This is a genomic window from Nocardia higoensis NBRC 100133 (genome assembly GCF_000308595.1).
GTDB lineage: Bacteria > Actinomycetota > Actinomycetes > Mycobacteriales > Mycobacteriaceae > Nocardia > Nocardia higoensis.
Genome location: NZ_BAGA01000180.1, coordinates 15,948 through 31,944 on the forward strand (window position 1 = coordinate 15,948; position 15,997 = coordinate 31,944).

The window sequence follows — 15,997 nt, forward strand, 5'->3', positions numbered from 1 at the left end:
TTGTTCCCGCTAGCCGCCAACCCGACCGGGCTGTCCTGGCCGAGGAACAGCCGCAATTGATCGGCCGGGAGTAGCTAAACCTCAAGATTGTTTCCGTTCCAGGTGCGCCGCAGCAGGACGAAAGGCTCTCCGGAATAGCTGGAAAGGTACGCCAGTCCGTGAGTGAGGGCAGGTCCGCGAGTGTGCAGCCGACGGCAGCGGGTGGCCGCTGCCCGCCAGAACCAGGCCGGTGAACTCCGGGGAACCAAAGTAGACTCTTCGATTCGGCGGCAGTCACAGAAACCCCACCAGACCACCCGTATGTACCGGAGAGCGACCAGGCGGGCCAGGATCACCGCCACCACCGACGACCGCAACCGGCGGCGGCCCGGTTCCCCGGTTATGCGCTGGTCTATCGTTGTGAGCGAATCCAAAGCCGGATTAGTAGGAGGAAAACATGGCGAAGCGTCAGCGGTTAGTTGTCGATATGACCGACGATTTGACCGGCGAAATCATCCCGGAAGGGCAGGGCGGCACGGTGACGTTCGGCTACGCCGGAACGAACTACGAGCTGGAGCTATCGGACGAGAACCGGAAGCAGCTGGAGTCGCTTCTACAGCCCTACCGGGACGCCGCCCGGGTCGTGAAGGCCCCGGCCCCGAAGCGAGCGAAGTCGGGCGAGCCCGATGCGGCCACGATCCGAAAGTGGGCCCGCGAACGCGGCATCGACGTCCCTGCACGTGGGAGAATTCACCCGGACATCGTCGCGGCCTACAAGGCCCGCGACAAGCAGGAGCCGGCCGCCAGCGGGGGCGGTCAGCAGCAGCCGGCGACGAGCTAGAGGGTGATGTATAGGGTGATGTAACAGGTGATGATTAGGTACGCCTGCGCATACATCACCCGATACATCACTCTTACCCCCCGGTTTGAGGTCAGCGCGAGGCGCTGACCTGTGGTTTCCCGCCCGCCCCCCGCCGCTTCTGTCGCAGGCTCCAGTTTCCCAACCACCCCCAATCAGCGAAAAGCGTGCTGATCGGGGATGGTTGGGAAACCAGCGGCGGGGGGCGGGCGGGAAACCACCTGAGAACACTGGGGTGTTCTATATGGGGGTAAGAGGTTTTGGTGTTGTGTGCCCGGCGCGTAAGCGATACTCCGCAAGCTCCGTATCACGCGCCGGGCACACAACACCAAAACCATCAACTTTCCCCTGCCCCCTTCAATCTTGAAGGGGGTTCCCCTCCCCTCTGCCTGCGCCCCTCCCCGGAGGGGCTGGCAGTGCGCCGCCTGCGGCGGCACGGTCCCACATCCGTGGGCCCGGCTCAGCGGTGGGGGAGGGCGGCTGCGCACCCTCCCCCACCGCCTCGTTGGAACGCCTTCGGCGTCGTTCTTTGCCGCGCCGCTACCGCGTCGCGGGTGGTGGTTCTGTGGGTATTGATCGCTGTTTTCCTTCGTGGGTTCTTCGCGTTACGTGTGGTGCTGCCGCGCCACCTTCGGTGGCTTGCCACGTGATGTGTTTCCGATCTCGTTACGTGCGTTTGATGCGTTTATCGGTGTGTTTTGGTGTTCGGTTTTCGCCTGTTTTCGGGGTAGTATTGTGGGGTGTTTGTGCTCGGTTGATCACGTTCATTTCTGGGAGTTAGGTTCGGATCATGTCGGATGGCGGCGGCATCGCGATGCCGTTTCTGAGTGCGGTGTCGGTGTCACCGTCGGTGGTTGCCGGGGTCGATTCGGTGGTGGTGCTGGCGGAGCCGGGTTCGGGGTGTTCGTCGTTGCATGGCGGGTGGATCTCGGATGTGGACCGTGCTCGCGCGGCCGCGAATTCTCGCGGGCAGGTCGGGCGGGCGCGGGCGCGGCCGCCGGTGTCGAATCAGCAGTTCCGCATCTTGCCCGGACCGGGTGCCGAGGTGGGTGATCCCGTTGTTCGCGCGGTGCGGATTCCCGCGCCGGGTGATCCGGGGTGGAAGCAGTTCGAGGTGTCGGTTTTCTGGGCCGGTATGCAGTTGGTTGCCGATACCCGTGTGCGGATCGGTGAGGTTCAAGCCCGAACCGTCGAGCGCCTGTTCCGTGGTGCGTGTGGGGCGGCAGTTTTCGCCCGCGCGGCCGGGGTCGAGGATGCTGTGATTCGTGAGTCGTTGACCGATGTGGTCGAGCTGGCCGAGCTGTTGATTCGGGCGCGGGATTCGCGCGCTCAATCGCCGATACATGTCGGTGTGAGCCGCGATGATATCGCCGCCCAGGCGACGGCGTTTCTGGCCTCCGGGTTGCCGTCGGCCGCCACGATCGAGATGCGGGAGCGGGACGAATGACAGTCGCGAATGTTCATCTGACCGAGCGTGATACTCAGGTGCTCGGATGGCTGCGTGAGGTCGGTGTAGCGTCGTCGTCGGCGCTGCGCGCCGCCTACGGTCATTTCGGCGGTGAGGAGTTGGATCAGCGGTTGTTTTCTCGGCGGGTGATCAAGCTGGAGAACGCCGGGGTGATCGGTTCTGCGTTCCTCAGTCATGGCCGTCAGCACAAGGTGTATTGGCCCGCGGAGCGGCCCTATCGGCTCGCGCGGCGCGAGCTGGCGCACGATTTGTTGGTGGCCGAGTTCTCGTTGTGGCTCGCATCCGGCCGGAGGTCGGGAATCACGCTGCTTGACCACCCGGCTGCCGGGGGTGGAGCGCTGGCGGTGACGGCGGACAAACCGCTGGCGACGGCCGCCGCGCTCGCGGATCTGATGGTGTGGTTCCCGGACGACACTGTGGGTCTGGTCGAGCTCGAGCTGACCCCGAAATCGGGCCGCAAGCTGAAAACCGTGCTCGACTCTCATGCGGCCAGGCTGCGCGGCCCGGAACAGGTGGCGTGGATTCTGTACCTGACGACCAAGCGGGCCGGTCGGGTGGTCGCGGAGGCGTGGCGTCAACTGGGGCACGAGGCCGACCACCCGGAAAGGCTGTGGGTGCTCCATGCGGTCGATGACGCGCGCCTGGTGCGGCTTGATCTGTCGGAGTTGTCCGAGATCAAGCCGAGGGGCACGACCGCGGGCACGCCGAGCTGAGGGAGGCGGCCGCGGTGACGACAGCGAAGAAGACGACCCGGCAACTCGGGCTGTGGGAGGTCGAAGACCACCAGGAGGCCGCTGTCACCGCGGCCCGCCGTCCGGCGCGGGACGCGAACCGGCCGACGGCGGGGGCGTGCCCGACGTGCGGGCACCGGCCCGCCAGCGCGGCCGAGGCCGCGCGGATGCGCGCAGATCTGGGGGTGCTGTGGCTGCACGCCGCCGCGGCCGGGGTGCGCGAGGCGTACCACTGCCAGCAGTGCCAGCCGCGCGGGCGCGTGGCCGACACCGAGTGCAGCAGGTGCTTGGCCGGTGGGCCACTGCTGGCCGACGAGCTGGCCGTGGGCGAGCCACCGGCGGCGGTCGCTGACTGGCTGGCCCGGCACGGATGGACAGTCACAGCCACGGGCGAGCTGCTGTGCCCGATGCACCGAGCACGGTAGGAAGGCGGCGGTGGTAACCGCCGGTGAGGCCCGCTTATCGGCGGTCAGAAATCGTCAAGAAGACGGGGTAGCCGTAGCATTTGCCGAAAATCGGGCGGATATGGCGTTGTGTCTGGTCGATGATCCGCTCGGCCTGTTGGGTTGAAACGATCGTCTGTCTCGCCACCGGCTCCTGGTGGGCGCGGCGTATCCGCCCAGCTCGCCGACGATCCGATTCGGGTCAGGACTCGTGTGGGACGTAAGGGCCCGCAACCCAAGGGTTGTCAGGAAGTGCGAAGTAGCGGGGTCTTTACGACAGGCTGGTGAATTCTCAGGCTCGTGGTGGAGCATTGCTGACGATGCGGTGGATGGTGGAGCGGCCGACGCTGTATTCCTCGGCGAGGTCAGCGAGGCTCGCGTCGTCGGCGGGGTCGTGGTAGCGGCGGTGGATTGTTTTCCGTGCCGTGAGAGGTAGTTTCGGCTGTTTGCCTTTGAGTCTGCCTTTTGCGCGGGCTTTGGCCATGCCCTCGCGGGTGCGTAGGTGGTTGAGGTTGGCTTCGAATTCGGCGACCATGGCGAGGGTTTGCAGGAACAGCTTGCCGAACGGGTCTGCCCAGTCGTAGATCGAGCTCCCGAGTCCGAACAGCACATCGCGCTCGCGCAGTTCGGTCAGGGTCTGGCCTGCTTCGGCCATGTTGCGTGCGAATCGGTCGAACTTCGTCGTGGTCAGCACTACCTGTCGCTCGTCGATGGCCGCTGCGGCGGAGGTGGCGGCGGCGAGTGCGTTGTCCAGGCCGGCCCGGTTCTTGCGGGTGGTCCCGGAGAACCCTTTGTCGATGAAGATCCGCTCGCGCGGCACTCCGAGCGCCAGTAGTTGTTCGGTTTGGATCTCGACGTCTTGTTCGTCGGTGGAGCAGCGGCAGTATCCGATGCGGAACGGCTCACCCATGCCGAAAGTGTTCCAGATGGCGGGGGTTGACCGGCACAGTTTGCGGAACACCTCTACGGAACACCGGTGTGCTGGGCCGATGTTCGTTCTGCGTGGTGTTCCGGTTACGGATCGGGTTACGGAACAGGTCAGGGGGGTGTTATCGGTGTGTGGGGGTGTGTTGTGGGGTGAGGAAGTGGTTGACGTCGACGATGAGGAACAGGGCGGTGGCGGTGGTGACCACGTGGGCGCGGTCGTTTTCGATGGTGGCTTTCAGGTGGAGTTTGCGGCCGTCGCGGGAGTGGATGTGGGCGCGGAGGGTGTAGGGGGTGTCGAGCAGGATCGGGGCGAGGTAGTCGATGGCGAGGTGGCGGGTGACGGCGGGTTCCCCGACGGTGTAGAGCAGGAGTCCGAACAGTTCGTCGAGGACGGTGGCGACCGCGCCGCCGTGGGCGATCGCTGGGGCGCCGACGTGGCGGGAGTCGAAGCGGTGGTGGGCGTAGACGCCGTGTGCGTCGCGTCGGGCGCGTAGCCGGTGGCCGTGGGGATTGGCCGGTCCGCAGCCCAGGCAGTGGTCGTGGTGGGGCGGCAGGTCGACGGAGTCGGGTGCGAGCACGGGGAAGGCGGGGATCCAGTCCGGGACCTGCCGGGGCTCGGGTGTGTCAGTGCTGGGTGTGTTCTCGGTCATGGGCGCTTTCTGTGAGTGTGTTTAGGCGGTGATGAGGATGTCGCAGTGGGCTTTGCCGTCGAGCTCGATCGGTGGGGTGGACAGCAGCCGGGCCAGCAGCGGTGACCGGCGGTGGTGACAGCCAACTGGCGCAGTACGGGCAGGGCCGGATCCGTCGGTGCCGACGATGCTCGTGCGGTAGCCCATCATGACGGGCGTCTTTCACCAGGAGGGGAGTGCGGTGCCGGTGAGGGCGTCCTGGTGTGCGGGCGCGGTGTGCGGCCGGGGGCCAGGACGGCCAGCACGATCGCTGTGGCGGTGGTGAGGGCGGCCAGTGCGAGCGCGGCCTGGCCGCTGCCGTGCACGAACGCGGCTTGGGCGAACTCGGCCAGCGGCGCGGCCACCGGTCCGGCCTGGTCGGCGACTTGCAGGGCGGCGGCCAGGGAATCGGCGACCGGGCCGCGGGCGGGCTCGGGTAGCCGGGCCAAGGCGGGCTGGATGCGGTGGGTGTAGCCGGCGGCGAGGACGCTGCCGGCCACGGCGATCCCGATCGCGGCGCCGATCTCGCGGGCGGCGTCGTTGACCGCGGCGGCGACCCCGTGTTTGGCCTCTGGGGTGTCGGCGACGATGGCATAGGTTGCCGGGGCGGTGCACAATCCCAGGCCCGCGCTCATGATCAGCAGCGGCCACAGCAGGTCGGGATAGTTTGCGGCGAGGGTCAACCGGCTCACCAGCACCAGCCCGGCGGCGATGGTGAGCAGGCCGGTCACGGTCATCACCCGTAATCCGACCAGGCTCGACAGCCACGGCGCGATCACCGAGATCGCGACCAGCGGCACCACCATCGGCGCCAGTGCCAGCGCCGAGGCCAGCGGCCCGTAACCGAAGATCAGCTGCAGGTACTGCACCAGCAGCAGGAACACTCCGAAGGTGACCAGGAACTGGATGGTCACCGACAGCGACCCGGCACCGAAACCGCGGCGGGTGAACAACCGCACGTCCAGCAGCGGCGCCGCGCTGCGCAGTTCGACGACCACGAACGCCACCGCCGCGGCCACACCGATCCCGGCCGCGGCGGCGACGAGCGGGTCGGCCCAGCCGCGTGCGGGGACCTCGATCGCGGCGAACACGATCGCGGCGACCGCGACCGCCACCGTGCCCGCGCCGACCCAGTCCACCGGCGGATGCTCACGGTGGCGGGATTCGGCGATGGTGCACGCCAGCACCGCCAGCACCGTCCCGGCCACGGTCAACCCGACGAACACCGAGGGCCACGACCATCGTTCGAGCAGCACCCCGGCACCGAGGATCCCCAGCACCGCCCCGGATCCGGCGACCCCGGCCCATATCCCGACCGCCCGGCCGCGATGAACAGGGGCGAACCCCGCGGTCAGGATCGACAGCGTCGAGGGCATCACCAGCGCCGCGCCCGCCCCGGCCAGCGCGCGCGTCGCGATCAGCCACACCGGCTCGTCCAGCAGCAGCGGCAGCGCCGAGGCGGCGGCGAACACCACCAACCCCGCCACCAGCACCACACGGCGCCCGTAACGGTCACCGACGGCGCCGGCGGGCAGCACCAGACACGCCAGCACCAGTGTGTAGCCGTCGACGATCCAGGTCAGCTGAGCTTGGGTGGCCCCGGTCGCGACCGCGATCTGCGGCAACGCCGAATACAACGCCGCCATCGCCGCGACCACCAGCGCCACCGCCAGGCACGACACCGTCAGCATCCACCACTCGGCCCGGGTCCACCGGGCGATCTCGACAGTGTCCGTCCCAGGCGTGTCCACCGGCACCTCCCGACTTTAGAGACCGATAGTCTCTGTGCGAGACCATTCGTATCATAGGGGTCGGGGTGTGGGATAGAGTCCACTCACACCCACAGCCGCACGGCACGAACCGGAGGAACACGCGTCCATGACCGACCCGCACCCCGCGGACGACGAGCAGGCCGATCCGCGGCTGGCACGCTCACGCAACCGGTTGCTCGACGCGGCCACCCATCTGCTGTCCACCGGCGGTGTCGAGGCGGTCACCGTCGAAGCGGTCACCCGCGTATCGAAAGTCGCGCGCGCCACCCTCTACCGGCACTTCGGCAGCACCACCCATCTGCTCGCGGCGACCTTCGAACGGCTGCTCCCCCACGTCGACGCCCCCACCGGCACCACCCCGGTACGCGAGCAGCTCCTCACGCTGCTCACCACCCAAGCCGACCTCATCGAACAGGCCCCGGTACAGATGACCACCCTGGCCTGGCTGGCCATGGGATCCATCGACGACAACCACACCGACCCGGCCGCGCTCACCTCACTACGCGCCCGCGTCATCGAGCAATACCGCCGACCGTTCGACCAGATCCTCACCAGCCCCGACGCCCGCGCCACACTCGGCGAACTCGACACCACCTTCGCCATCATCGAACTCCTCGGCCCGATCGTGTTCGCCCGCCTCACCGGACTACGCACCATCGACCACGACGACTGCGCCCGGCTCGTCGACAACTTCCTCACCGCTCACTCAACAGCCACCGCATCAACCAGCCCGACCGGCACCGGCAGACCGTAACCACAGATCGGCCGCGCAGTCAGAACAAGGTGTCACGCACCCGCAGCGGCCGGTACCCGGTCGGGCCCAGCTGGGCCAGCTCGGCGTCGATGTCGACCTCGATCGCGCCGAAGAAGTTGATGTTGGCACTGTGCGCTGGGGAAAGATGGGCCAGGACCTCGTCATCGATACGCTGCCCGGCGCGGCGCATCTGATCGACAGCGAGCCCGTAATACTCTGTGGTCCAGGCGATCACAGCGTTGGTCGCCAAGGTCAGGCACCAGGCTTGCTCGGTCTGGTCCTCGAGATGGCGCGCCCGAATCATCCCCTCGTGGGCATAGAGCAGGTCGCGGCGCAGCGCGTGCAGCGACTCGCCCTTGTTGAGCTGCCGCGAGATCTTGCGCCGATAGTCCGGATCGGAGAGGTACCTCGCGGCGTAGATGGTGCGCCGCAGCGCTCCGTACTCCTTGAGCGCCGCGGCCAGAGTGTTCTGCCGCCCCGACGCCGACAGCTTGCCGACCAGCAGCGACGCGGTGGCGTGCCCGAACTTCAGCGATCCGGCCAACCGCAGCAGATCGTCCCAGTGCTCGGCGATCAAACCCAGGTTGGCCTTGCGGGTCATCAGCGGGCCCGCGTGCGGGAACCGGGCCTCGGCCTGCGCGCGCGGGCCCGGCCGGTACAGGGTGATCCGGCCCAGATCCCGGATCCGTGGCGAGAGCTGCATCCCGAGCAGGTCGAACAACCCGAAGTTGACCAGGGTGACCCCGTGGGTGTCGGTGGCGTGCTCGGTGATCGGCAGATCCGCGGCGTTGCCCAGGATCTCATCGAGCACGTAATGGGCTTCGCGTTTGGTCGCCACGATCACCTTGGTGCCGTAGGTGGCATGCTGATCGGTGACATGGGTGTAGGTCGACAGGCCCTCGCTGGCGAAATACCGGCTCAACGGCCTGGCCGTGGTTGATTTCCCGCGCGTCGGGAACCGCTGCCCGTCGCTCGACGACAGCGTTCCGGCACCGAACACCGCGGTCAGCGGCAGCCGCTGATGGTAGTCGATCAGCGTGAGGTTGGCCGCGCGCAGGGTCTCCTCGCGCACATACCACTCATCGGTCCAGGCCAGGATGTCGTAGGTGATCCCGCACGCCTCGGCCATCCGGGTCAACCCCAGGTTCGTCGAGTGCGCCAGCAGTACCGCGATCAGATTGCGTTTGAGCTCTGGTGTGCGGGTGGCCTGGCCGCCGGCGTGGGTGAAGCAGTCCAGGTAGCCGGTGCGCTTGTCCAACTCGATCAACAAGGAAACGATCGGCGCGAACGGCAGCATCTCGGTCAGCTCGGCCTTGAGCGCGATCGCCTCGGCGGGAACATCTTCCGCGCTTAGCGGCGAGATCACCAGATCCCCGCCCTCGTCCACCCTGACCGGGCCGTCCCCGCCGGCCAGCACCGCCTCCAGCTCACCGACCGCATCGTGCAGTTCGGCGACCACGGCCGCCAGCGCGACGCCGGGATCGGCGGATCGCCCGACCAGGCGGCAGAACTCTCCGCGTTGCGGTTCCCACTGCCCAGTGGTGAGCAGGTAGGCGGCCGGGTCGGCGTAGCGGCGCGAGCCGGGCACGAACACATCCCCACTGCGCAGCCCGTCACGCAAACCCAGCAGCACGCACAACTCCCAGTAGTGCCGATACGCGGTGGCGCTGCCCGATTTTCGGGCGGCCTCGTCGAGGTAGCCGCGCCATTTCATCGGCACGAACCCGGTCGGGGCGTCGTCGAAGACCTTGCGCCGCCCGGTCGCGTTCAGCTCCCGCAGCATGTTCACCGCGATCAGCAGCTCGGTAGCGGCGGTGCCGCCGGCGAAGCGCACCGCCTCGAGCACTGCGGGGGTGAACTGGCGCAGATAGTTGTAGGAGGAATCCAGCGCTGCCAGATGCCCGTGATCACGCGGCAACCTGGGTTCGGCCTGGGCGATCGCCGCGCGCAGGCGCTCCCACCCGATCTTCTCGCCGCGGATCAGCGCGCCGATCTCCTCATCAGCCACCGTCGGGTCGGTGACGATTTCCAGGAGATCGTCCAGCAGCGCCTGGCGGTCCTCGCCGGTCTTGCCGCGCTCGGCCAGCTGCTGCTGCATCTTCCGTTCGGCGGCACCGAACTTCGCCGAGATCGCCTGATCGAACAACGCCACGACCTCATCGAGCACATCGGTGCCCGACTGGGCCAGCACCGTGAGCAGGATCGGATACCGGCGCTGCGGATCCCGACGCTCCAGGGCTTGCGGACTCAGACGCCGGCCCATCGTGGCCAAGAACCGGCGCCGCTCGGCGGGCAGCACCGACATATCCAGCCGATCAGCACCCAAACCCCGCAGAAACCCCAGCTTGTCGACCTCAGCGCGGACCGCAGCCGCCGACGCCTCCACCGGCCCCGTCGACAGCCACCGCAACCGCGAAATCCCCAGCGACGCGTCGGTCACCAGCAAGCCGTCCAACTCCGCACACCGCGCCGCAGTGAACTCGTGAGCGAGCCGATCATAGGTTTCGGTCTGGGCCTGGTGCCGGGCGTGGGCGACCCGCTCCACCACGGTGACAGGGCCCGGCCGGATCACCTTCGCCGAGATCAGATACTCACACCCCAGCCGGAACAACAGAGTCGGCGAATCGTGCTCCATCGCCCGCGCCAGCAGGAACTCATCGAGCTCCTTGAACTCCAGCGCACCGGCCGCACGCCATCCCAGGTACCGCGCGGCCAGGCGCACATGCTCGGTGCGGGTCTTGGCTCGCCTGCCATAGGCACCGATCACCACCGGGTCGACCCGCAGCTGCTCGGCGAGGCGGGCCACCGCCCCCGGTGGGGCCGTGACCAGCCGATCCGGCACGAATCCCAGCCACGGCAGCGTACACAACGCGATCGCCAAGCCCAGCCGTTCGGCCGGTCCCCTGCCGCGGCCCGGATCCACGAACGCCAGATCCGCCGACGTGAGCGTGAAGTATCGAAACAGCTCCTCGCGGCTGATCTCCGGGAATCCCCGCAGACGTTCCAATTCCTCGTCCGCGAACATCCGCGTCGCCACGAACCCCAGCCTCCACCAGCGCCGACCAACACCATCACCGGCAGCCAAGCACCAACCAGCCGACAGCGCATGCCGAACCCGAAACCCGATGCCTACCAGGCGGCTACGCCATATCCGCCTGATTTTCGGCGGATGCTACGGCTACCCCAAGACTTACCGAAAAAGGCAAGCAGGCTTGCCGATCGGCAAGTAAACTTGCCTCATGACCGAGCATTCCCTCTCTCTCACCGCCCGTGGCCACCTGCGTGCAGGAACCGACGTCGACCGCACCGTCCGCATCGGTGACGAGGACGATCTGCACGCTGTGTGGAACACCCACTTCGAGATCCAGTTCATCCGCGAACGCCTACTTCCGGCGCTCGACGCCGATCCGGGTAAGGCGCCGGCGGCGGCCTACACCCGAGCCGAACTCGCCGAACTCGCCGACGTCACCGCCCTGCAAGCCCTCGAAGCCAACCGGCGCCTGGTCGAGCTGCTTGTCGGTCGCCGCTGGATGGTGATGCAGGCCGCCCGCGAGGCCGGCGCGAGCTGGGCGGAGATCGGCAAGGCGCTGGGCATGACCAAGCAAGGCGCGATGGACTGGTACAAGCGCAAGATCACCGACCAGGAGAAATACGTCCCGCACTTCCACGACACGGCGCGGGCCCGCGCCGTCCTGGACGGTGACGACACCTGAGCACCGACCCGCACGCACACGCGTTCGAGGCACCGGCGGCTTGAAAGTATCCATATGGATACTTTTGCGTGTTGGTCAGTGGCTGGTGGGGCCGGTGCCCATGTCGCGGCGGGCGCGGTGGAGTTGGCGATGGTGGCGGGCGCCGTGGGCGACGGCGGCGGCCACGACGGTGGTGGGGGCGCGGCGGGCCCAACGGTCGATGGCCAGGCGGGCGAGGGTGCCCACGGGCAGCTTGTAGATCCTGGCCGGGATGTTCTGTGCGGCGGTGAGCGCGGTCAGGCGCAGGGCGCGGTCGATGGCTTGGTCGCGGTCGGGAAGTTCGGTGCGCACCTGGTCGCGGGCCTGGTCGAGCAGCCCGGCGTGGTGGTCGTAGGCGGCGGTGAGCAGGTCGTCGGCGCGGGCGGCGTAGGTGGCGGGCAGGTAGAACGAGGCCACCGACGCGGCCGGGAAGCCGCGGCCGCGCTCGCGAGCAAGGGTCTCCCGGATGCGGGCCGCGTAGCGGATGAGGCTCAGGTGGTCGGGTTCGGCGTGGTCGAGCAGGTCGACCACGGCCGCGGCGATGCAGTCCGAACTCGACGCTGGCGGGCGCTGGTCGGGAGTGTGCCACCGGGGATCGGGCACGGTGAGCTGGCGGCGCCACCGGTCCACCAGCCCGGCCTGCGCGACGGTCAGCTTGCCGGTCGAGCAGTGCCGCGCCGGCTCGTCCTCCGCCGCGTCCCCGGCCTCACCGTCCCCGGCCTCACCGTCACCGGCCGGACCGCTGGCGGCGTCGTGGTCGGGGTCGTCCGGATCGGGCCGCGCGTCGGTGTCAGGAAAAGTATCCATATGGATACTTTACCGGATGCGGAGCGTTCGTCAGGGCGTGGTTGCGGTTCGCGAGCTGTCGCTCGCGCCTGCGTTCCGCCAGGGCGGTGTGTGGGCGCCTCTCCGGTCGGCCTTTTCTGGGGCTATCACACGGTCACCGGGTGTCCAGGGCGCTGCGCGTCGCTGCGCGATGGCCTGCGGCCACCCTGGACACCCGCCGACCGTGTGATCGAGTCGCCCCAGGCCGACCGGAGAGACACCCACACACCTCGAGCCCCCGTGCGGCTCCACTCCGGAAGAGCTGAGCAGCCTGCGGCTGCTACCGGGGCTCTGCCCCGGGCCCCGCTGCTCGCCGCAGGGGCAGGCTTCCCAGAGAGAGGGCCCGCGTGCCAATACGCGTTTGACCTGCGGAAATGTTGTCCTTGTCACTCCCCGGTACGTTGCATAGTACTACGGCACCATAGTACTATTGAGGTACCGACGGAGAGACCGCCGGAACCGATCGAAAGGGGACCGCCGTGTTCGGCGAGATCATCCACGCTTACACCCGCGCCCAGGCGCACGCCGACGGCACGCTGACCGATGCGTCCGCCCTGGCGGATCAGCTGGGTTTCAGGCATCCGGTATCGATCGCCGCCCACGCCTGGGCCGATGCGGTGGCCTGGCCCCACGACGACGCGAGCCAGGACGAAACCGGGCGGTTGTGGGATGTGCTGGCAATGGCACGGGTTGCAGTCCTGGGCGCGGCCCGCCGGGGAGACGGCGCGAGCTGGGCCGATTTCGATGTTCTTCGGGTGCCGCGCCCCGACGCCGCCGCGACGCCGGTCCGGCTGCGGATCGAGCTGGGCCCCGGCGACGACGCCGAACCCGTGTTCACCATCACCGCCGCCGCCGACCGCTGACCCTGAACCGACGACCACCAGGAGGAACACGACGATGGCAGTTCGCACCATCACCCGCGAGGATTACCGCCGGCTGCGCGTGGCCGACCATGCCGGAACCGTCCGGAAGCTCGAACCGGAAACGGTTCAGCGCTGGCGCGAGGCAAATCCCGATTGGGACGGTAAGTACTGGGGCCTGTACAGCAGCGGGACGACCCTAGGGCCGCTCAACGTCCGAAGCTGACCGGTGGCCGGGGCGGGGTGTTCGGTAGGCACCCCGCCCCGGCGTCTTTCGCGGCCCGGAAATCACCCCTGAGCTGGGAAATGTGCGCCAGATCACCAACTTTGAAGTGGCATAGTACTACGGCACCATAGTACTATGGAGGTACCGACGGAGAGACCGCCGGATCTGATCGGAAGGGGTTCGCGAGTGAGCGAGCTGATCGACGTGACCGACACCGCCCGCGCGATGGGCTACGAGTGCCCGGTGAGCGTGGAGAGCACCATTCCGGCCGCTGAGGTGGCCGAGGTGCTGGCCGCTGCGCGCGATGCCGCTGCCGGGGCCGCGATGGCCGCGACGGTGAGCGCGGTGCCGTTCCGCATCGTGCGGACCGAGGGCGGAGTGATCCGCCCGGTGGAGATGGTGTTGGTGCTGCTGCGCGGCGGCGCGGGGGCGACGGCGACGATCTTGACCGCCGCGTGAGCGCACGCCCGGCGCGGGCGCGGGCACCACCCGTGCCGCGATGAGATCCCCGTCAACAAGACAGGCACCGGGTAGTCGGTAGCTACCCGGTGCCTCTCCCGCAGAACTTTAGGTGAGAGGCACCAACCATGACAACACCCGAAACCACGGCCGCCGAGTGGATTGCCGCACTGGAAGCCGCCCCGCGCGGTGAGATCGTCGTCTATGTCGACCCCGCCGATGTCGTGTTCGGCGAGAACGTGCGGACGGATGCGAGCGTCGATGCGGCGTTCGTGGCCAGCGTGCGCGAGCACGGCTTCATTCAGTACCCGAGCGCGTTTCTCAACGAGGACTTGCGCGTGCAGATCATCGACGGACAGCGGCGCATCCTGGCCGCGCGAGCGGCCGAGCTGGGCGAGGTTCCGGTGATCCTGCGCCGCCATCTGGTCGCCGAAGACGTGGCCGCGGCGATGCGCGAAGCCGTCCGGATCGCCCAACAGGTGGTTGCGAATGACCAGCGCGAGGGCTTGACCACCGCCCACCGCCTGGCCGCCGTTGAGCAGATGCTCAATCTGGGCGTGACGGCGACGCAGGCCGCGAAGCAGCTGAGTATGGACGTGGCCGCGGTGAAGGCCGTGCGCGAGGTGGCGAAGTCGTCGCGGGCGCGGGAAGCGGCCGCCGCCGATCAGCTGACCCTCAGCCAGGCGGCCGCCCTGCTTGAGTTCGAGGACGACCCCGACGCCGTGGAGCGGCTGATGTGGGCGGCCGAGCGTGGGCAGTTCGAGCACGCCGCCGCCGCCATCCGAGAGCAGCGACGAGAAGAGGCCGCCCGCGCGGCGGTCGCGGCCGAGTTCGCCGCGCGCGGGTGGACCGTGCTCGAGGCGTGGCCGAAGTACAGCGATTTCGGCACCTACACGCCGATTCGCCTGCTGCGCACCGCCGAGGGTGAGGAGCCGGGCGAGGATCAGGTGACCCCCGAGCACTGGGCGGTGGCGCTCGAGAAGACGACCCGGTACGTCCACGCCGAGACCGGCGAGGAAATCGACCGGTTCGAGATCGATTGGCGGACCCAGCACGACCCCGACCGAGACGCCGAGGACGGTTACCACTTCGCTCAGGTGCGCGTGGAGGTTGCTTGGACGCCTGCCTATTTCTGCACCGATGTGGAGGCGGCCGGACTCACGTCGACCTATTCCGGTGGCCGGGGTGAGCAGCAGGAGCAGACAGCCGAGGAAGCCGAGGCAGCGGCCGAGGCCGAGCGCGCCGAGCGGCGCCGTGTGATCGAGTGCAACGCGCTGGCGCGGGCAGCGACGACCAGGCGGCGCGAGTGGGTGCGGGAGAAGCTGGGCGGGCGTAAGCGGTGGACGGGCGGGGCGGTGCTGGCCGCGCGTGTGATGTGCGCCGACGCCGAGATCATCAGCGGGCACAGCGCGCGCGAGCTGGCCGCTGATCTGCTCGGACGCAGCCCGATCAATGCGGCCGCCGAGCTGCGCGCCGCCGCCGAGGCGGTGGAACGCGACGATCGGGGTGGTGTGGTGTTGACCGCACTCGCAATCGGGGCGGTCGAGGCCCGGATGCAGCGCCGGGCAGCCAAGCCGGAGCAGGAACAGCCGCTCTACTGGCGCACCGTGGACGATCCCCGGTTGGTGGGCCGGTTCGCGGTGGTGACCGGCGACCTCACCCGCGTATATCTGCGCTGGCTCGAGGGCCAGGGGTACGTCCTGGCACCTGTCGAACGGGTGGCGCTCGGTGAACTGACCCCGGATGAAGCAATCGCCGAATCCGCAGCGATGACCGGCGGGCAGCGGTAGGAGCAGGCAGGCGGGCCGGTGCGATCAGTGCCCGGCCCGCCGATCCCCCGCCCAGTCGATACGAGGCAGCCGGTACCGGGCCGCCGGCCGCCCGGGTGGGTGTGATGGGCTTCACTCCATCCGGCTTGCATAGTGCTACGGTTCCATAGTACTATGGTGTTACCACCGAGAGAGAGGGAACACCAAATGACCACCGACCTCAGCACCCGTTGCCCGCAGCACTACATTCGCTCCGGCGCGGTGACCCCCGAGCAGGCTGCCGAACTGGAGTGCCGGGACTACCACGAGCACCACGCGCATTTCGTGGTCGTGACCGACCAGGACCGGCACCTGGCGGCCGAGCGCGAGTGGAGCGACGAGCTGCGCCGGATCGCGGCCTTGCCGCTGCCGATGCGCGAGAAGGTCGTCCGCGAACAGCTGATCCATCACGTGGACCGCAAGCGCATCCAGGAGATGGCCGCGCACATGCGCCGCAAGGTCTACCGCGTGATCTGAGGCAGCGAAC

General features: G+C 68.4%; 16 protein-coding genes. 11 read left to right on the top strand and 5 right to left on the bottom strand.

What is annotated here, in order from left to right:
* Positions 1–436 precede the first annotated feature (436 nt).
* From ON26_RS29115 to ON26_RS29130, 4 genes are all read left to right on the top strand, one after another.
* Positions 437–820, top strand: coding sequence for a histone-like nucleoid-structuring protein Lsr2 (locus ON26_RS29115; RefSeq protein ID WP_083884444.1), 384 nt, complete (start codon positions 437–439; stop codon positions 818–820).
* Positions 821–1,628: 808 nt separating this feature from the next.
* On the top strand, positions 1,629–2,285 hold the full coding sequence (locus ON26_RS29120; RefSeq protein WP_040801160.1) for a hypothetical protein: 657 nt from the start codon (positions 1,629–1,631) through the stop codon (positions 2,283–2,285).
* The gene (locus ON26_RS29125; RefSeq protein ID WP_040801162.1) at positions 2,282–3,019 is read left to right on the top strand and encodes a hypothetical protein; all 738 of its coding nucleotides are present in this window, start codon (positions 2,282–2,284) and stop codon (positions 3,017–3,019) included. The genes ON26_RS29120 and ON26_RS29125 overlap by 4 nt, the downstream gene beginning before the upstream one ends.
* Positions 3,020–3,033: 14 nt before the next feature.
* On the top strand, positions 3,034–3,462 hold the full coding sequence (locus ON26_RS29130; protein ID WP_051027858.1) for a hypothetical protein: 429 nt from the start codon (positions 3,034–3,036) through the stop codon (positions 3,460–3,462).
* A gap of 310 nt (positions 3,463–3,772) precedes the next feature.
* Here the strand turns inward: ON26_RS29130 and ON26_RS29135 are convergent, their stop codons facing one another.
* The 3 genes from ON26_RS29135 to ON26_RS29145 all read right to left on the bottom strand — a co-directional run bounded on the left by ON26_RS29135 (position 3,773) and on the right by ON26_RS29145 (position 6,766).
* On the bottom strand, positions 3,773–4,390 hold the full coding sequence (locus ON26_RS29135; RefSeq protein ID WP_040801230.1) for a recombinase family protein: 618 nt from the start codon (positions 4,388–4,390) through the stop codon (positions 3,773–3,775).
* 139 nt (positions 4,391–4,529) lie between these two features.
* The gene (locus ON26_RS29140; RefSeq protein WP_011212402.1) at positions 4,530–5,057 is read right to left on the bottom strand and encodes a PaaI family thioesterase; all 528 of its coding nucleotides are present in this window, start codon (positions 5,055–5,057) and stop codon (positions 4,530–4,532) included.
* Between the two features lie 185 nt (positions 5,058–5,242).
* The gene (locus ON26_RS29145; RefSeq protein WP_228788098.1) at positions 5,243–6,766 is read right to left on the bottom strand and encodes an MFS transporter; all 1,524 of its coding nucleotides are present in this window, start codon (positions 6,764–6,766) and stop codon (positions 5,243–5,245) included.
* Between the two features lie 187 nt (positions 6,767–6,953).
* Here ON26_RS29145 and ON26_RS29150 point away from each other — a divergent pair, with 187 nt between their 5' ends.
* A complete protein-coding gene (locus ON26_RS29150; protein ID WP_011212399.1) occupies positions 6,954–7,601 on the top strand; it encodes a TetR/AcrR family transcriptional regulator in 648 nt (215 codons plus the stop codon).
* A 19-nt stretch (positions 7,602–7,620) separates the two neighbouring features.
* On the opposite strand, the gene ON26_RS29155 is transcribed toward ON26_RS29150, so the two are convergent.
* Entirely contained in the window at positions 7,621–10,638 is a 3,018-nt protein-coding gene (locus ON26_RS29155; protein ID WP_040801165.1) for a Tn3 family transposase, read from the bottom strand.
* Between the two features lie 202 nt (positions 10,639–10,840).
* Here ON26_RS29155 and ON26_RS29160 point away from each other — a divergent pair, with 202 nt between their 5' ends.
* On the top strand, positions 10,841–11,314 hold the full coding sequence (locus ON26_RS29160; RefSeq protein ID WP_040801166.1) for a hypothetical protein: 474 nt from the start codon (positions 10,841–10,843) through the stop codon (positions 11,312–11,314).
* 75 nt (positions 11,315–11,389) lie between these two features.
* On the opposite strand, the gene ON26_RS29165 is transcribed toward ON26_RS29160, so the two are convergent.
* Positions 11,390–12,139, bottom strand: coding sequence for a hypothetical protein (locus ON26_RS29165; protein WP_040801167.1), 750 nt, complete (start codon positions 12,137–12,139; stop codon positions 11,390–11,392).
* Between the two features lie 497 nt (positions 12,140–12,636).
* Here ON26_RS29165 and ON26_RS29170 point away from each other — a divergent pair, with 497 nt between their 5' ends.
* The 5 genes from ON26_RS29170 (at position 12,637) to ON26_RS29185 (ending at position 15,987) form a co-directional block, all read left to right on the top strand.
* Complete coding sequence (locus ON26_RS29170) at positions 12,637–13,020, top strand: DUF6573 family protein (protein ID WP_040801169.1); 384 nt, start codon at positions 12,637–12,639, stop codon at positions 13,018–13,020.
* A 34-nt stretch (positions 13,021–13,054) separates the two neighbouring features.
* A complete protein-coding gene (locus ON26_RS33685) occupies positions 13,055–13,243 on the top strand; it encodes a hypothetical protein (RefSeq protein WP_157172053.1) in 189 nt (62 codons plus the stop codon).
* 186 nt (positions 13,244–13,429) lie between these two features.
* A complete protein-coding gene (locus tag ON26_RS29175) occupies positions 13,430–13,702 on the top strand; it encodes a hypothetical protein (RefSeq protein WP_040801171.1) in 273 nt (90 codons plus the stop codon).
* 128 nt (positions 13,703–13,830) lie between these two features.
* Positions 13,831–15,492: a ParB/RepB/Spo0J family partition protein gene (locus tag ON26_RS29180; RefSeq protein WP_040801172.1), complete on the top strand. Its 1,662-nt coding sequence runs from the start codon at positions 13,831–13,833 to the stop codon at positions 15,490–15,492.
* Positions 15,493–15,678: 186 nt separating this feature from the next.
* Positions 15,679–15,987, top strand: coding sequence for a hypothetical protein (locus ON26_RS29185; RefSeq protein WP_040801174.1), 309 nt, complete (start codon positions 15,679–15,681; stop codon positions 15,985–15,987).
* The last annotated feature ends 10 nt before the right edge of the window (positions 15,988–15,997 follow it).

Coding starts and splice junctions, on each gene's coding strand:
- ON26_RS29115 (WP_083884444.1), top strand. CDS start 437: ATGGCGAAGCGTCAGCGGTTAGTTGTCGATATGACCGACGATTTGACC.
- ON26_RS29120 (WP_040801160.1), top strand. CDS start 1,629: ATGTCGGATGGCGGCGGCATCGCGATGCCGTTTCTGAGTGCGGTGTCG.
- ON26_RS29125 (WP_040801162.1), top strand. CDS start 2,282: ATGACAGTCGCGAATGTTCATCTGACCGAGCGTGATACTCAGGTGCTC.
- ON26_RS29135 (WP_040801230.1), bottom strand. CDS start 4,390: ATGGGTGAGCCGTTCCGCATCGGATACTGCCGCTGCTCCACCGACGAA.
- ON26_RS29140 (WP_011212402.1), bottom strand. CDS start 5,057: ATGACCGAGAACACACCCAGCACTGACACACCCGAGCCCCGGCAGGTC.
- ON26_RS29145 (WP_228788098.1), bottom strand. CDS start 6,766: ATGCTGACGGTGTCGTGCCTGGCGGTGGCGCTGGTGGTCGCGGCGATG.
- ON26_RS29150 (WP_011212399.1), top strand. CDS start 6,954: ATGACCGACCCGCACCCCGCGGACGACGAGCAGGCCGATCCGCGGCTG.
- ON26_RS29160 (WP_040801166.1), top strand. CDS start 10,841: ATGACCGAGCATTCCCTCTCTCTCACCGCCCGTGGCCACCTGCGTGCA.
- ON26_RS29165 (WP_040801167.1), bottom strand. CDS start 12,139: ATGGATACTTTTCCTGACACCGACGCGCGGCCCGATCCGGACGACCCC.
- ON26_RS33685 (WP_157172053.1), top strand. CDS start 13,055: ATGGCAGTTCGCACCATCACCCGCGAGGATTACCGCCGGCTGCGCGTG.
- ON26_RS29180 (WP_040801172.1), top strand. CDS start 13,831: ATGACAACACCCGAAACCACGGCCGCCGAGTGGATTGCCGCACTGGAA.
- ON26_RS29185 (WP_040801174.1), top strand. CDS start 15,679: ATGACCACCGACCTCAGCACCCGTTGCCCGCAGCACTACATTCGCTCC.